14 protein-coding genes and 1 tRNA gene are annotated in these 15,916 nt (G+C 39.7%); 7 read left to right on the top strand and 8 right to left on the bottom strand.

The features are described 5' to 3' along the window. Positions 1 to 195 precede the first annotated feature (195 nt). The 3 genes from rsmA to RS893_RS02570 all read left to right on the top strand — a co-directional run bounded on the left by rsmA (position 196) and on the right by RS893_RS02570 (position 2,458). Positions 196 to 1,014: a 16S rRNA (adenine(1518)-N(6)/adenine(1519)-N(6))-dimethyltransferase RsmA gene (rsmA, locus tag RS893_RS02580; protein WP_315789697.1), complete on the top strand. Its 819-nt coding sequence runs from the start codon at positions 196 to 198 to the stop codon at positions 1,012 to 1,014. A 160-nt stretch (positions 1,015 to 1,174) separates the two neighbouring features. Then, on the top strand, positions 1,175 to 2,122 hold the full coding sequence (ispE, locus tag RS893_RS02575; protein WP_315789696.1) for a 4-(cytidine 5'-diphospho)-2-C-methyl-D-erythritol kinase: 948 nt from the start codon (positions 1,175 to 1,177) through the stop codon (positions 2,120 to 2,122). A gap of 30 nt (positions 2,123 to 2,152) precedes the next feature. Continuing rightward, positions 2,153 to 2,458: a DUF3082 domain-containing protein gene (locus RS893_RS02570; RefSeq protein WP_315789695.1), complete on the top strand. Its 306-nt coding sequence runs from the start codon at positions 2,153 to 2,155 to the stop codon at positions 2,456 to 2,458. Positions 2,459 to 2,619: 161 nt separating this feature from the next. Here RS893_RS02570 and RS893_RS02565 read toward each other — a convergent pair whose 3' ends face one another. The 5 genes from RS893_RS02565 to argF form a co-directional block, all read right to left on the bottom strand. After that, positions 2,620 to 4,707: an AAA family ATPase gene (locus RS893_RS02565; protein WP_315789694.1), complete on the bottom strand. Its 2,088-nt coding sequence runs from the start codon at positions 4,705 to 4,707 to the stop codon at positions 2,620 to 2,622. Continuing rightward, positions 4,704 to 4,877, bottom strand: a complete 174-nt coding sequence (locus RS893_RS02560) for a hypothetical protein (RefSeq protein ID WP_180974899.1) — start codon at positions 4,875 to 4,877, stop codon at positions 4,704 to 4,706. The genes RS893_RS02565 and RS893_RS02560 overlap by 4 nt, the downstream gene beginning before the upstream one ends. A gap of 269 nt (positions 4,878 to 5,146) precedes the next feature. Beyond that, entirely contained in the window at positions 5,147 to 6,661 is a 1,515-nt protein-coding gene (locus RS893_RS02555) for a DNA phosphorothioation system restriction enzyme (RefSeq protein WP_315789693.1), read from the bottom strand. Between the two features lie 149 nt (positions 6,662 to 6,810). Continuing rightward, on the bottom strand, positions 6,811 to 7,416 hold the full coding sequence (gene lexA / locus RS893_RS02550) for a transcriptional repressor LexA (RefSeq protein ID WP_315789692.1): 606 nt from the start codon (positions 7,414 to 7,416) through the stop codon (positions 6,811 to 6,813). A gap of 136 nt (positions 7,417 to 7,552) precedes the next feature. After that, on the bottom strand, positions 7,553 to 8,482 hold the full coding sequence (gene argF / locus RS893_RS02545; protein WP_315791846.1) for an ornithine carbamoyltransferase: 930 nt from the start codon (positions 8,480 to 8,482) through the stop codon (positions 7,553 to 7,555). 326 nt (positions 8,483 to 8,808) lie between these two features. On the opposite strand from argF, the gene RS893_RS02540 reads away from it, so the two are divergent. Continuing rightward, positions 8,809 to 8,880, top strand: a tRNA-Thr gene (locus tag RS893_RS02540). 13 nt (positions 8,881 to 8,893) lie between these two features. Here RS893_RS02540 and RS893_RS02535 read toward each other — a convergent pair. Further along, positions 8,894 to 11,149, bottom strand: coding sequence for a recombinase family protein (locus tag RS893_RS02535; protein WP_315789690.1), 2,256 nt, complete (start codon positions 11,147 to 11,149; stop codon positions 8,894 to 8,896). 74 nt (positions 11,150 to 11,223) lie between these two features. Between RS893_RS02535 and RS893_RS02530 the strand changes: the two genes are divergently transcribed. The 3 genes from RS893_RS02530 to RS893_RS02520 all read left to right on the top strand — a co-directional run bounded on the left by RS893_RS02530 (position 11,224) and on the right by RS893_RS02520 (position 14,677). Beyond that, entirely contained in the window at positions 11,224 to 12,534 is a 1,311-nt protein-coding gene (locus RS893_RS02530; protein ID WP_315789689.1) for a proton extrusion protein PcxA, read from the top strand. 110 nt (positions 12,535 to 12,644) lie between these two features. Then, positions 12,645 to 13,919 (top strand): murein transglycosylase A, encoded by a 1,275-nt coding sequence (locus RS893_RS02525; RefSeq protein WP_315789688.1) that lies wholly within the window; start codon positions 12,645 to 12,647, stop codon positions 13,917 to 13,919. Positions 13,920 to 14,227: 308 nt separating this feature from the next. Continuing rightward, complete coding sequence (locus RS893_RS02520) at positions 14,228 to 14,677, top strand: PIN domain-containing protein (protein WP_315789687.1); 450 nt, start codon at positions 14,228 to 14,230, stop codon at positions 14,675 to 14,677. 40 nt (positions 14,678 to 14,717) lie between these two features. Here the strand turns inward: RS893_RS02520 and RS893_RS02515 are convergent, their stop codons facing one another. Together RS893_RS02515 and RS893_RS02510 are read right to left on the bottom strand one after the other, a co-directional pair. Further along, a complete protein-coding gene (locus tag RS893_RS02515) occupies positions 14,718 to 15,269 on the bottom strand; it encodes a hypothetical protein (protein WP_315789686.1) in 552 nt (183 codons plus the stop codon). 147 nt (positions 15,270 to 15,416) lie between these two features. Beyond that, positions 15,417 to 15,905 (bottom strand): hypothetical protein, encoded by a 489-nt coding sequence (locus RS893_RS02510; protein WP_315789685.1) that lies wholly within the window; start codon positions 15,903 to 15,905, stop codon positions 15,417 to 15,419. Positions 15,906 to 15,916: the final 11 nt, after the last annotated feature.

Genomic DNA, 15,916 nt, shown 5'->3' with positions numbered 1-15,916 from the left:
TTTACAATTAAAATATTGGTCAATCTAATATCAATTCAATAAATATTTATTACAATTCACCAATCTGAAACAATACTGGCAAATCTTTAATAGCTTTTGCTACAAGTGCGATCGCTAAGCATAATTGGTGTAGGTGCGTTACGCTGTTGCTAACACGCCTATCGAATCAAAAATACGGTACAAAGAGTAAAATAAATGGTACGACCGCGCAAAGTATTTGCTCAACATTGGCTCAAAAGTGAAAAGGCACTTGCAGAAATTATTCAAGCCGCAAAATTAAAACAGGGCGATCGTATCTTAGAAATAGGCCCCGGTACTGGCATTTTGACTCGCCGTGTATTACCCTTAGTACAATCTTTAGTTGCAGTAGAAATTGACCGCGACTTGTGCGAGCATTTGGCTAAAGAATTGGGTAAGCGCGAAAATTTCTTGCTTCTACAAGGAGATTTTTTAGAGTTGGATGTACCATCTTTACTAGAAGGCTATTCAGCTTTCCAAAACCCCAATAAAGTTGTTGCTAATATTCCCTACAATATCACCGGGCCAATTATCGAAAAACTTCTGGGTACAATTGCTAACCCCAATCCAGAACCATATGATTTAATTGTTCTGTTGGTACAAAAAGAAGTAGCAGAAAGACTCATAGCTAAACCAGGGTCAAAAGCATGTGGGGCGTTAACAGTGCGGGTACAATATTTAGCCGAGTGTGAATTGATTAGTATTGTGCCAGCAAAGGCATTTTACCCACCGCCGAAGGTAGACTCTGCGGTAGTGCGATTAATACCCAGAAAAATTGAACCCGCAGCCCAAGATCCTCGAAAACTAGAGAGTTTGGTAAAATTGGGTTTTGGAGCAAAGCGTAAAATGTTACGAAATAATTTGCAATCAATAGTAGAACGCGATCGCTTGACTCAATTACTGGAACAATTAGAAGTAAATCCTCAAGCTCGTGCTGAAGAACTTAGCATAAGGCAATGGGTTGCCTTAAGTAATCAATTAGAGGTTAATAGTTAGAGACGTGAGGAACATCGCGTCTGTACATTAATAGTTAGTGGTTAATAGTTAGTAGTTAGTTGTCAATGGTCAATGGTCATTGGTCATTAGCTTTTTCCCTTTCCCTTGTCCCCCTTGTCCCCCCACTCCCCCTACTCTCCCCGTCTCCCCATCTCCGAAAATGCGTAGCTATACTCTCATTGCTCCTGCCAAAATAAATTTATATTTGGAAATCATAGGCGATCGTCCTGATGGTTATCATGAGTTAGCAATGATACTGCAAAGTATTGACCTTGCTGACCAAATTGATATCCATGCAGGTAGTACCGATGCTATTTGCCTTCGCTGTGAGCATCCGCAAGTACCAATAGACAAGAGTAATTTAGCTTACCGTGCTGCGGAACTGATGCTAACAGAATTTCCCGATGCTTATGCTAAGTATGGTGGTGTAGATATTACCATTACTAAACGTATTCCTGTTGCTGCTGGGTTGGCTGGAGGTTCAACTAATGCAGCAGCCGTTTTGGTTGGTATAGACTTGTTGTGGAACTTGGGACTCACTCAGTCAGAATTAGAAGATCTGGGAGCGATTTTAGGTTCTGATGTACCGTTTTGTGTGGCTGGTGGTACTGCGATCGCTACAGGTAGAGGTGAACAACTTTCTACTCTGGCTGGTTTAAACAATATATATATAGTATTAGCAAAGTACCGTAGTTTAGAAGTATCGACAGCTTGGGCATATAAAACCTACCGGGCTTCGTTTGGTAGTTCGTACATCAAAGATAAAGCAAGTTTGACAGCGCGTGCTGAGGCTGTGCATTCTGGAGGAATGGTGAAAGCGATTTTGCATCAAGATGTCAAAGAAATCGCCGAAAGACTGCACAATGATTTAGAAAAAGTAGTATTGCCAGCTTATCCGCAAGTTCTGCAACTGCGTGAGATATTTGCTAGTCAGGAAGATGTTTTAGGTACAATGATGTCTGGATCTGGACCGAGTGTGTTTGCACTGTGCGAGTCTAAGCAGCAAGCAGAACAAGTCCAGCAGCGTGTTAGGGAAGCAATACCTGATGAAGATTTAGAATTGTTTGTGACTGAGTTTGTTACACACGGCATTAAGATAGCATCGTAACAGTTATCAGTTATCAGTCGGGTAATTTTTATGAGTGAACCAGAAGAGACTCAAACGCAAGCTAAAGCCACTCCCTTACGTAGTTTAATTGGTGCTGTGATTTCAGGCGCTTTGGCATTTGCTGCTTATTCTCTCATGAGTGCGATCGCGACTAGTTTTGCTGCTAAGCCGCTTCATTCTGATAATGTAATTGTGCTGAGAATTTCCTCTGCTGTGCGTACTTTAGTTTTGGGTATAGCTGCTTTGGGTTCTGGAGTCTTTGCACTTGTTGCTATTGGTTTGGTAGCTTTGGCTATTCAGTTATTTTTCCAACAACTAGCAAAGCATGAGTCCTAAATTTTAAAAATCGAACACCGTGCAAGGCGATGAACACAGATTTACATTTACTTAATTCATAATTCATAGCGACTTCTCTTTAGCAAACACTCTGCGTTCCTCTGCGTTGACTTAGCGTTCCTCTGCGTTTAAAAATATCATATACCGCTTTGTTGTTTAGTTCAGGGTGACGCAACACTGTTACGACTCACCTCAATTACTTCTGTATACTCAAATTCATTGGGGCTTTGTTTAACAAGAGGATATCTTTCTCCTCCCAATTCTATATAATCTTGTTCGCAATCAGGTTTAGAAGAATAGTAAACCAAGATGTATTCTCTACCAATTCTCTGGGCTATTTCTGCTTCTACCTCACCTCGCCATTGAGTTTTAGTTACTAACACTACTAATTGATTGGCTAATTTAGGAATTATCTTCGCAATCTGGCGGCGATTAATCACATCCAAACTACCAAAAGGTGAATCCATGACTATCGGTAAGGTGCTAGTATCTGGAACCATTAACATTTTTCTTTGACTCCACTCCCTTACCCTGTCGATAATACCGCCGATAAAAGATAAGCTGAGAATTTGATTTTCGCCAGTGGAAGCAGCGACGGGTGCTTCTGTACCTGCTGTCTTTTCCACTAGCATCAGTTCGTATTTGTCGCTGATTTTAGGAATGTAAGGTGTAAATGAGATTTCGCTAAATATTTCTTGAACTCGCTTTTCCAATTGCAAGCGAAATTGTTGTTCTTGACGTGCTTTGACTAAATTTAATCTATCAATTGCATCTTGTGTAGCAGCAATCCGGCGCTGGGCTAGGGCTTGACGTTCTTCATTAAATTTTTGTCTAGTAATTTGTTTATTGAAGCTTTCAATTTCGGTTTTGTAGTTGGCTATTTGCTGTTGATTAGCACCTTGTTCTAAGGTTAAATCAGTAATTTTTTCTTCTATTTCATCTAAGCGTTTTTGTAAGTTACGAATTTCTTCACTAGGATCTTTTCGCAACCTTTCTTGGATGTTATCTAAATCTGCTTCGATTTGAGATATAGTTTGTCGTAACTGATTAATTCCTGCTTGTTCTCTATCAACTTCTTCCCAAAATCCTGTTGCTTGTTTATCTATTTCATCAACTTGAGCATTCATCCGAATCGCAGTTTCTTCTACCACTGATGAACCTGCTTTTTCTAGCAAGTTTTTAACATTTGTGTGTGCGTGAGTTCCTTGATGCAATGGAGTACCACAAATACAATGTTGAGAATCGAGTAAATCATGGATGAATTCCCGCGATATGCCAGAAGTTAATTCACCTCGTTGCTTAAAATCTTCAATGATTTCTCGGAAATGAGATGTAGTTTCTGAGAGTAAGACTGTATAACCACGTGTGGAAATCGTTTTTTTCAGCGCATTCCACTTTTTTTTTAGTTCTTCTTGATTTAAAGCTTTTTGTGATTCTAAATCCTGTCGTCTTTCTTGTAATTCTTTGGCAGCGCTAAGTTCTCGCAAACGATTATTAGTTTCTTTTTTAATAGTTTGTTGATATTCTAATTCTTGTTTAATCTCTGTTTGCCGTTTATTAATTCGCTCAATTTCTTGCTCAATTTTAGCTTGCTGTTTGAGAAGCTGTTTAGTTTCGGAATCACCAATAACTTTTAACTCACTTTCGAGAGTTTTTTTAGCTTCGCCTAAATGTCTAATTGAGCGATTAATTACCTCAACTCCCAGTAGAATTTTTGTAGCTTCGGCAATTTCAGCCTTTTTATCAGAACGGACAATATGTTCTATACGCTCTCCATCAAAAAAGAAATATTGATGTAAGCTGTTAGGTAAAATTTGATTAATAATATCTTCTAAGTTTTGATTGGGTGGGACAAAATACCAAGAGCCATCATCTCTGCCTACCCACATACTCAATTCTGTTTTACCAGGTTCCAAGTCACTTTCATTTTTATAAACCCGACAAGCACGTTTAATACGGTAACGTTTATTATCATGTTCCCAGACAATTTCTACCCAACATTCTACAGGTTGCCCAATTTTTGCCTCAGCGATCGCTCGCTTATTTACTAACTGTTCTGCTGAAGCAAAAGCAGCACTAAATTTTTCGTATAATACCCAAGTAAATGCGTTCAAAAAATTAGTTTTACCTGCGCCATTATTACCATGAATTACTGTCGTGTTGCAAATATCTCCATGAGCAAATATGATTTCTGGGGTTTTTCCATAGAAGGAGCGAAAGTTACACAGCTTAATGGAAATGAGCTTCATCGCACAGCATCCTTCACAATCCTTAAAATATCATCATTGATGTGGCTGTTACTTTTTTTATCTAACCTGGTTTTTTCTAATTGCCATACTTGTTCGATGATTTGCCGTACTTCTGGAGGAGCTGTTACTATTGGTTCTTGAACATCATCTATATTGGGCTGATGATTCATTACTTGCTTATTTAGATGACAATGTAATTTTTTATATTTTAATCACGGATAATCTAGCGATCGCATCCGTAGAGGTACTGTCTCTTTTACATCATTGTTAGTGGTTTTTGGTTCGTAGTTAGTAGTTAGTAGTTAGTAGTTGCTTGGTTATTTACCACTCCTCACACCCCACCCTTACCTTAAGCCGCGCAGGGCGCGTCTACACACTCCCACCTCCCTACCTCCCCATCACCCCATCACCCCATCACCCCCTCACCCCATCTCTTCCTTCAAACATCCAATAACCCATATCGCTTTTGCAAATCAAGTAACTTAATTCTTGCTTCACCAGCATTGTCTGCTAAATCAGCAAATTCTACAAAGCGTCGCAATTCTTTTCTTAACAAATTGCGTTCCACTTCTAAAGTTTTTCTGTCTAAATCTGGTGGTAAAACAATCATGTCAAAAATTGTCGCTCGTTCTTTGCCTGGATGAGGACGCAAAACTCGTCCACGTCTCTGGATAAATTGCCGAGGATTACCAGAACTTGCCAAAATCACAGCTGTTTGAATTGCAGGGATATCTACACCTTCATCCAAACAGCGAATTGCCACTAAACCTTGTAATTCACCACTTTCAAATTGGCGGCGTAAAATCTCTCTTTCTTCTAAAGAAGTCTGGGCAGTGTAGGTACTAATTCTGTAACCTAATTCTACTCCTAATATTTTGGCAACTTCTTTAAGTTGGTGCAAATTAGAACGCTGTCCTACTTCTTGAGAACCATCACCACAATAAAAAAGCGTATGACTTGTTTCGCGACGAGTTGCCATTAATTCACGCAACGCTTTTAGTTTATTTGCTGCTGCACCAATTAACCTGGATCTTTGTATCAATAATGGTTTTAAATCTTCAATATCTTCAAAATAATTTGATTCTCCAATTTCTTTTTCTTTGTATAGTAAAGCCTTGCCAATTTTTTGGGTGATTTTTGCATAAGCACGGCTTTCTACTTCAGTTAATTCGACTAAAATCGGATAATAAAGATAATGTACTAAAGCGCCTTGACGAATAGCATCTTTTAAAGTAAATTCTGGTTGGAGAAGCGAACCAAAATAATTAAAAATAGATTGAGTCCCAGTTTCATCAAAATATCTTTCTGGTGTTGCAGATAAAGCTAAGCGCAAACCTACACGACGTGGCAAACTTTCTTCTAATTTGGATGCGCCTAAATTATGAGCTTCATCACCAACAATTAAAGTTTTTTCAGGAAAATATTTGAGTTGAGATTGGAAACCTTCACTAATTAAGGTGGAGTTAGTGGTAATTACTGTGATGAATGGTTGTGAACCAGAATGTACGTTGTAGAGTTGACTAGAAAGTTGACTCTGCCAACTGCGTAAATTTTCAAAAGCCAAGATGGGTTGCAAATTAAATTTTTCACATTCTCGTGCCCATTGAGTGACAAGATGACGATAAGGACACACCACCAATAATGCTTGTAAGTGAATTTGTTTATATAACTCGCAAGCAACAGCAAGTGCAGTAATTGTTTTACCACTACCCGTTGCCATTTTTAGTGTACCTCTGCCGTTATTGGCAAACCAGTTAATGATGGCTTGACGTTGATATTGCCGCAATTGTAAGGATACTGGCATTTGCGGACATCCTGGTAATGGTTGTTGAGTTTGATAATTACCCTTACTTTCACCCACAAATGGTAATTTCAGGCGGTAGTTTCCCGAAGGTTTACTAACTGTGGTTGAAAAAGTAAGTAGTGGGTGGACTTTTGGCTGTGTCAGATACATTGATTCAGATACATTGATGGGGAATTGGAAATTGGGGATTTGAGATTGCGGATTGGGGATTGGGGATTGGGGATTAGGAGGTGGGGTGGTGGGGTGATGAGGTGAAATCTTTCTCCCAATCTCCCCACCATCAAGTTTTCCCTTTCCCCTTAACTATAAATACGCCAGATACCAACAAGGGAACCTTGTACTTGTACCTGCATAGCTGAGACTTCGATGGGATTGTATTTAGGATTGGCGGGTTTGAGAATAACGCGATCGCCGTTTCTGTAAAACCGTTTTAATGTCGTACCGTATCCGTCTACTCTAGCAGCTATGATTGTGCCATTTTTAAGTTGGTCTGGTTCTGGTACGGGACGTAAAAAAACCAAATCTCCATCAACGATAGAATCTTCTATCATGCTGTCGCCCGCTACCCGCAAAGCATAGGTTTGGGGTGGTAAAGGCATATCTGAAAAGTCGAAATGTTCGACAGCATCGGTGAAGGGTTCTATTAAACCACCAGCAGCAATTGTGCCTAAAACCGGTACACCTTGCTTTAATGGATGCAAAATTCTAATTGTTCTTGCTTTACCTTCACTCCATTCAATGTATCCTTTGGCGCGCAGATGTTCTAAACGACTTTGAATTGGTGCTGGCGATTTTAAATTCATCGCTTCCATCATCTGTCGAATAGAAGGAGAATGCTGGTGTTCTCGGATAAATTCTGCTAACCAATCGTAAAGTTCTCGTTGCGCTTCCGTTAGTCTTTCCATAAATTTGTAGGGAGGTAAAAATAAATGTTCCTTAGAACATTAGTACTACAAAAAACCCCCCTACGGGAAGGTAAAAACAACAAAGTTAAAAGTAAAAAGATCTAAATTTTGAATTTTGAATTTGAAGCGGTGACTTTTAACTTGTTGACTCTGCTCCTAAAATACTGGCAAGTAAAGCTTTTTGCACGTGCATACGATTTTCGGCCTGATCCCAAACTCTTGATTGTGAACCTTCAATCACTGCATCAGTAATTTCTTCGCCACGATGGGCTGGTAAACAGTGTAAAACGATCGCTTGTGGATCGGCAAGGCTCAATAGCTGCTCGTTAATTTGGTAGGGTTGAAAAATGGGCAGACGGTCATCTGCTTCTGATTCTTGACCCATACTTGCCCAAACATCGGTGTAAAGTACATGGGCTCCTTTGGTTGCTGTTTCAGGATCGTTGGAAAGAATTACTTGAGTTTTATTATTAGCGATCGCTCGTGCTTTTTCAATAATTGTTGCATTTGGTTCAAATCCATTCGGTGTGGCAACTCTCACATTCATCCCTACCAAAGCACAACCGAGTATTAAAGAATTGGCGACATTATTACCGTCACCGACATAAGTCAAGGTTAGCCCAGATAAACTGCCAAAACACTCTTGAATTGTTAATAAATCTGCTAAAACCTGACATGGATGTTCCAAATCAGTCAAAGCATTAATCACAGGAATTTTGGCATAATGGGCAAAAATATCTAATTCCTGCTGTGCAAAAGTGCGAATTGCTAAAATATCCAAATATCTATCCAAAACTCTAGCAGTATCTTGCACAGGCTCACCGCGACTCACTTGCGTGACATTTGGATTTAAATCTATTACCTGTCCACCCAGTTGATACATCGCCACGGAAAAACTTACCCGTGTGCGAGTAGAAGCTTTGGAAAATAACAGTCCTAAAACTTTATTACATCGTAAATTTAACTGTTGAGATTTCAAATGGATTGCCATTTGCAGGAGTTCTTGAACCTCCTGGGAAGTGAGGTCTGCCAGACTTAATAAATCTCGTCCGCTCAACAATGCCATGCTTCTCGTTTGTAAAGAAAAACTACATTTTTCCGGTTCCATGCACTGCTGTGCAAAAAGTAGCGCTCTAAAACTCTACCAAATATTTTTCTATCTAACCTATAGTTTGAGGCGACCGTGATGGTTAGATTTGTTTATCAATTTTATTAGTGATAAGCACCACTATTTTCGGAAAATTTCATCATCCTTTGGGCGTAAAGTTTGGACAACCTAGTTAAGTTTATCATCATCCTACCCCCATAAAGTTGATAGTTGACAGTTAAGCAGCTTATGGTATAATCAAAAATTAGTGCGATGCTTGAGGTAAATTACCTTAGTAAGGCCATGCCAGCATAGCACAGTGGTAGTGCATCCGACTTGTAATCGGAAGGTCGTCGGTTCAAATCCGACTGCTGGCTTTAGGAAATGGTGTTATGTCACCACTGACTCAGAAACTACCGCTACACAAGCATTTACCAACGGCAACAACGGGCCTAGTTGCTCTTGTCCATTTACAGCTAAATCACTGTGACACAAATAAACTGTCTGGGACACACGGGAGAGCAAATCTGCCAAAATCCTGCGTAGGCGTTGTTCTTCAGCTAATTGTTCATCTTCTGCTGTCCAAGGTTCACCTAACCTCTCTCGCAGAAAGAAAGGCGCACCAAACAAAGTTGCTGCACCACCCTTTGCCCACAGTGGTGAACTCGCATCTAACCAGAAATGCCAGCGATGAGAACGCCGACTTGATCGATATTGGAAGATAGTAGCTAAAGTTACAGCCTTAGCTGCTGCTCCCATCGGACGCATAGGGTAAGGGTTAGCGGTAATTGTGCCACGCTGGAGTAATTGAATAAATTCGGCAATTGTAGCTTGAGGAGACGATGCAGTGAGGGTGAGCTGCGATGTTTTATTTTTCCCTACGTCCTCTGCTTGAGGAATCTGCCGCAGCCTTGTATCAATTTCCCAGTAATGTTGAGTAGTTTCCAGTAATTCCCGCAGTGCTGCCAGTTGGTCGTAGGCTAGATTGCTGCCATCCCACAAAAAGCGCTGAATAGCCCTATCTAATAAAGAAATCGGACTAGGAATTAAACGTAATTCCTGTTGCGATCGCTGTTCCTCTAGCCACTTTAAAATCTCACTGTAGGCTGTAGTCGCTGCATAACCAAGTCGATCCCAACGATCAAACGCTGTCACAGGCAATAAATTTGGGTATTCTGGATGGGGTTGAAAACAGTAATCTGCAATTAAACCAGCACGTACCGGATCAATTTTTGATTGATGGGTTGATGGGGCGAAATCTTTCTCCCCATCTCCGGTTCTCCCCATCTCCCCATCTCCTCTACTCAACACTACTAACATTTCCGCCACAGCATCTCGATCCACTAAGCGTCCCAAACCTGGATATACTAGTGCGAGGACGGTCAGTAAAGCCCGGATGACAGGGGAAGCAATGAGAGGGCGTTGGTCGTTGAGTGATTCTACTGCAATGCCTTGTTTGATGAGAATTTCTGTGAGAGTATAGCGAGCGATCGCATCCAAACCGGGGGCAATTACTGCTACTTGATCTGGTTCTACTTGCTCTTGTTTAATTGCCTGCACAATCACTTCTGCTGTTTGTCGCAACAATTGAGCGCGGGATGTAGCTTGAATCGATTGCACTACTTCCGGTAAGCTCAATAGCGTCATTGGTTCTGTGAGGATTTCTAGCATTGGTGTTGTCAGCCTCTCAGACAGGCTATTGTCAGGTAAGCCAGTTAAGGTTTCTTGCTGACAGTATGCTGACAACTCTTGCATATAATTGGGATCTGCTCCCAAACCCAGACGTACCACCCCATCAGGATTGTAGGTAAACGCTCCTACTGCCCCATCATCTAAGAGCAACTCAAACAGGTGACGTGCTACAGCTGGGTAATCTTGCACGTCATCGGCCAATACTCCCTGATAGCGTTGTCTGAGTCTTTGCTGGTAATTTGGGTCTGTTAACAAGTATTGATTGTAAAGTTCTGTGATGATTCCGTAGGAAAGTAAGCCTCGTTCTAAACACCAGTTACGCCAATCTAGCAGCAAAGCTGACAAAAATTCTGGTTCTAAATTGATAGCACTATCCTCTGGTGCTAGGGCTACTGCTAAAACCCTGCCAATGTCTTCTACTGGTGTGCCACTGTAAGCTGCCAATTGTAATAAGTCGAGAATACGACGTACCAAACGGTACTCATTAGTGCCTGCACGGCGCAAAATTTCCTCATCTAACTGGGGACGCCAGAGTCTAGTTGCTAATTCCTGTTCGGTTTCTGGACGCAATCTCACAGGAAATTGTGCCTTTAGCTTTAAGGATTGAACTAATAAAGGCCAAAATAAAATTACTTCATCCTGAAAAAAACCCAAAGGAGTTTTACATCGTACTGGATATTGTCCTCTGGTTGCTGTAACAATTCTATCTGCTAATTCTCGCCGATTATCGTCATTAGCAGCCAAAATCAAAACCGCTCCTTCTTTTTGATAAGGATACACACGTTTTGGTAAGCGATCATCACTTTTGACTCTACTTTTTTTAGTATAAAATGATTCCTGGTCGCAATTTTCATCTTGCATCCAGCGAGCAAACTGTTCTACCAACCGAGCAGTTTTGCCACTGCGACTCATACCAACAATCCAAACAGAATGAGAAAACACAACTGTCTTCATGTGAATTTGTTTAAGATACCTCTTACGTTAAATTAAGGTTAAAAACACCAAAACAGGCTGGATGATTGCCTAAGATGAATAACTCAGGTTTCGGTCAAAAAATATACTCTTATTTACTGGCGGCATACGAATTATACTTGCGGACACCAGAACGTTCATTGAATAAAGCGTATGAGGCTGCCCTGAAAATTCAAAAAATAGAAAATGAGCATTTTAATGGTAACAAAATAGACTCTAATTCAACTACATACAGCAGCAATGTTATTGATTATTTTGAGGCAGATCTCAAAAAAGAATTAAAAATCATTAGGATGCGGCTAACAGAGTTTAAAGCCAGCCGTTATTTCTTAAGTGATTCAAATCAAAAGGCATTTAGAAAATTAGGTATCGAGCCTCTCAATCCTTCAGTAATTTTAGACAAGCTCAGATTTATCGATGAAATCATAGGAAAATACACCTTTGTTGAGGAAGAACTTAGCCCCCAAAATCGTATTTCCAAACCTATCGATGTCCCAGTTGAATCTCTTGTGCTTCAACCAAAACAAGAAAATATTTCTCGAAAAAACTTAGATAAAGAACCACGGAGTAAAACCGATACAACTGGTGTATTGCCTCGTTCAATATTTAATACTATCAATCGTCTGCAAGCAGAATTAGATCCGCAAGCAGAGCAGAACGTTGTGCAAAATTTTCGTACTGCTCAAAAAAGAACTATCATCTCTGTTAGATTTATATTACTGTTAATAATCGTACCGATTCTAACTCATCAACTATCAAAAGCTTTTGTCGTTGGGCCAATTATTGACCATTTTAGAAACCCTGAGCAAGCGGTTATCTTCCTTAATGAAGAAATGGAAGAAGAAGCACTTCTAGAGTTACAGAGATTTGAAGAAAAAATTAAGTTTGAAAATTTGCTGAGTAATGTTAGTGTTCCTATAGAAAAGATGGAATCTCAGATCAGGGAAAAGGCAGAAGAAATTGCCGGAGAGTTTCGTCAAGAAAGTGCCAATGCTGTTAAAAATGTTTTTGCAGATATTTTATCTGTAATTGCATTTGTCTTTCTTTTACTAACCAGTAAAAGAGAAATCGCTGTTCTCAAAGGTTTTTTTGATAATATTGTTTATGGTCTCAGTGATAGCGCCAAAGCATTTATCATCATTTTGTTTACAGACATTTTTGTTGGATTTCACTCTCCTCATGGTTGGGAAGTGATTTTAGAAGGAGTATCACGTCATTGGGGATTGCCAGCAAATCATGATTTTATCTTCTTATTTATTGCTACCTTTCCAGTTATCTTAGATACTATCTTCAAATACTGGATTTTCCGCTACTTGAATCGTATTTCACCTTCAGCAGTTGCTACCTACCGCAATATGAACGAGTAGAAGAAGTTAGTAGCTAGTAGTTAGTGGATAGTGGTTAATTGTGAAATTCTAATGATTAATTGGTAATGGAAGATAGGAAACAGACGAACTACTAACTACTAACATTTACTATGCACAAAAAACTTGTTGCTATCTGTCTTAGTTTCCCCGTCGTACCATTAATTTTTTTTGTATCCATACAATCTTTAACTTATAGGGAACTCAGTCCACCAGAATGCCGACTAACAAAGTGGGAACTACCTATTTCCCTTAAGACTTCTGATATTCAAAAACAAACATCACCACTACCTTTGTTATCCTTGCAACAACCTTTGTTTCCTTGTTGCGAGGATGATAAGTCTTGTCTAGATGAACAAATATGGGGTGAAAACGGTAAATCACCAGACAAAAAAGGACTTTTAATGGCTGTTGATCGCAGTTTGCAATACTTGCAAACCAAATCTGCTGCTAGTGCATATCAAGGGTATAAAGTACCTGGTATTACCCATGAACGCGTCATCAAAAGTTTGAGACGCTTCCGCCAACTGTTGTTGACATATAAATCTGCTGCTGAATTAAATGCAGCGATCGCTAAGGAATTTATTTTTTACCAGTCTATAGGCAAAGACACACAAGGCACGGTTTTATTTACCGCTTACTACGAACCGCTTTATGCTGCTAGTCGCACTCCTACACCAGAATATCGCTATCCCATTTATCGCTTGCCTCCAAATTTAAAATCCTGGCAAAAACCTCATCCTACACGTTTAGAACTAGAGGGAACAGATGGTTTACAAGGTGCAAAAGGAAAACTACGGGGATTGGAATTATTTTGGTTTCGCGATCGCCTCGAACCATATATCATCCAAATCCAAGGTTCGGCACGGTTGCAACTTCCCGACGGTAGACAAACAACAGTTGGCTATGCTGGTAACACTGCCTACGAATATAAAAGTATCGGTCGTGAACTAGCAAATGATGGCAAACTACCCTTAGAGGGTATGACAATGCCAAAAATTCTTAACTATTTTCAAAAACATCCCCAAGAGTTAAACGTTTACATTCCTCGCGATCCTAGCTTTGTATTTTTCCAAGAAAATCACGGTGCGCCAGCTACAGGTTCCATTAGTGTACCACTTGTCGCTGAGCGTTCAATAGCTACAGATAAATCCCTTATGCCTCCTGGTGCTTTAGCCTTAATTCGTGCTGATTTTCCCTTGATAGAAACCAACGGCAAAATTGAACGTCGTATTGTGAGTCGTTACGTTCTCGATCAAGATACTGGAGGCGCTATTAAAGGAACAGGTAGAGTGGACTATTTTTTGGGTACAGGGAAACAAGCAGGCGATCGCGCAGGTCTTACCGTCAGCAATGGACAACTATATTATTTGTTGCTGAAACCGTAGTTTGGGAGTGTGGGGAGTGTATAGACACGCTCATAGGCTTAAGGTAAGGGTGGAGTTGTGAACAACTAACCACTAACTACTAACAACTAATGTACAGACGCGAGGAACATCGCGTCTCTACCCACTAACAACTAACAACTAACTATTAACTATTGACTATTGACTATTGACCAATGACTAATGAGGAGTTTTGCAAAAATCGGAAATATCATCCTTTCAATTTGTATATAAATATATTCCTAAATAAGTGGGATTAACTATAAAAATCTCACCATCGGCTACATTGGTCGATCAATCGGGGGTTGAAAGTGATCAAGATTATATTTGATGCTGACCTAATACTAGAAGCTTTAATGAATCGTAACGGTTTTGGAGAAGAAGTTAGTAAATTATTAGATAAAGTACATCCATTGATTCAGATGTATATCACAGATATTGGATGGCAAAAAATATACACTTATGTCAGTCGTTTACGAGATAACCAAATAGCAGAAGTAGTAGTTGATTGGTTAAAAGAAAAAATTAAAATTTGTCATGTAGATCAGACCGTTCTCCAGCAGGCACGCACTTCATCTCTTCAGGATTTTGAATCTGCTGTTGAACTGTGTTGTGTTAATTATGAAGAACTAGATGCAGTCGTTACCCATAAGCCAAGTGATTTTATGGAAGCTCCTTATAAATATTGCGTCTGGTCAGTAGCACAATTGTGGATAAGAGCAAACTTAGAAAGTCAACTACAAGCCACTAGGTTTAGCTAAGAAAATTGCAAATTCCCCTTATCTTTCTTAACGTCCCTAACTACTTTTGAGGGGATGATTGCTGTAAGCGTTGTAGTCGAATCGTTGCTTCTTCGATTTGCTTTTGCAATAAAGTTAGATTTGCTTCCATTGTTTTTTTGTGGACTTCCAGTAACTCCGTTTCTTTGCGTATACGAGCCATTCTTGCCTTATGGTCTTCCGTTCGTCCTGGTTGATAGATAATACCAAGATAAATTGTGACATTAGAAGCGTCTAAAGTATTCACACCTGCCGAAAGATTAAAACCAAAGTCATTCTCAGTATTGACGTAGGCATTGGGAAGATAGTTGAGAGGATAAATATTAGGATAATTAATAGTATTGGAGTTATTGTTATTTGAGGAGGTATTGGAGTTAGTTACAGGAACCTGTGGACTCGACTGCAATATTTGATTGAAAGATGATTCATTACCCACAGTAGCTGATTGATTGCTATTGGCTGTTTGAGAATAAACAGGATGAAGGCTTAAAGCTTCTAGCAGCAGTATAAATAAATAACCAAAAATAAATTTTAAATAATTATTTAATACAAACGGCAGCAAACCCTTGTTCATTTTTTTGCGTAATTTTTTACTAAGTAAAGCGTGGCAGAAATCAATACAAGTCAAGAATACGCTTAAATACTAAACGTAATCAGCATTATTCTCTTCTGCTTTCTGCCTTTATGCAATAGGCTTGCTATATTAATTTACCGTGTAGTACTAGCGTACACTTAAGTTGAGAGTGTAATTTAAAAGACCATTTCCACTTGTTTGTTGGGAGGAACTGATACCAGGGCCACTCAGTTCTACACTAACTCCAGATGATGCAGGAGCATAGCGTCCGGAAATCTCAACTATATGCTCTCCAGGCGATAGTAAAGGTGATAGATTAATTTCCGCTTGGCTACTGCTAAGTCGTTTCACAACTTTACCATCTAGAATAATGTCACCACTCAATTGGCTACCAGAAGTACTAATCCGCAAAATATGGGGTTGACGAAGATCAGTAGCACTTAAACTGACTGAGCTTGTTTGGTATCCGGAAGAATAGCTAGACTGCTGACTAAAAGTACTGGAGTTTCTCATATCATCACTATTGCTGTCCACATGAACAGAAGAAGTTTGGATGCTAATGAAATTCTGAGCCAAAGCTGCGGAAATGGTAGTGATAAAAACTAAGCAGCAGGTGATAAATAATAGCTTTTTCATAGCTCAATACG

The sequence above is a fragment of the Fischerella sp. JS2 genome, from assembly GCF_032393985.1.
GTDB lineage: Bacteria > Cyanobacteriota > Cyanobacteriia > Cyanobacteriales > Nostocaceae > Fischerella.
Note: the sequence above shows the minus strand (reverse complement) of the source record. Positions and strands in the feature narration are given on the sequence as shown.

Coding starts and splice junctions, on each gene's coding strand:
- rsmA (WP_315789697.1), top strand. CDS start 196: ATGGTACGACCGCGCAAAGTATTTGCTCAACATTGGCTCAAAAGTGAA.
- ispE (WP_315789696.1), top strand. CDS start 1,175: ATGCGTAGCTATACTCTCATTGCTCCTGCCAAAATAAATTTATATTTG.
- RS893_RS02570 (WP_315789695.1), top strand. CDS start 2,153: ATGAGTGAACCAGAAGAGACTCAAACGCAAGCTAAAGCCACTCCCTTA.
- RS893_RS02565 (WP_315789694.1), bottom strand. CDS start 4,707: ATGAAGCTCATTTCCATTAAGCTGTGTAACTTTCGCTCCTTCTATGGA.
- RS893_RS02560 (WP_180974899.1), bottom strand. CDS start 4,877: ATGAATCATCAGCCCAATATAGATGATGTTCAAGAACCAATAGTAACA.
- RS893_RS02555 (WP_315789693.1), bottom strand. CDS start 6,661: ATGTATCTGACACAGCCAAAAGTCCACCCACTACTTACTTTTTCAACC.
- lexA (WP_315789692.1), bottom strand. CDS start 7,416: ATGGAAAGACTAACGGAAGCGCAACGAGAACTTTACGATTGGTTAGCA.
- argF (WP_315791846.1), bottom strand. CDS start 8,482: ATGGCATTGTTGAGCGGACGAGATTTATTAAGTCTGGCAGACCTCACT.
- RS893_RS02535 (WP_315789690.1), bottom strand. CDS start 11,149: ATGAAGACAGTTGTGTTTTCTCATTCTGTTTGGATTGTTGGTATGAGT.
- RS893_RS02530 (WP_315789689.1), top strand. CDS start 11,224: ATGAATAACTCAGGTTTCGGTCAAAAAATATACTCTTATTTACTGGCG.
- RS893_RS02525 (WP_315789688.1), top strand. CDS start 12,645: ATGCACAAAAAACTTGTTGCTATCTGTCTTAGTTTCCCCGTCGTACCA.
- RS893_RS02515 (WP_315789686.1), bottom strand. CDS start 15,269: ATGAACAAGGGTTTGCTGCCGTTTGTATTAAATAATTATTTAAAATTT.
- RS893_RS02510 (WP_315789685.1), bottom strand. CDS start 15,905: ATGAAAAAGCTATTATTTATCACCTGCTGCTTAGTTTTTATCACTACC.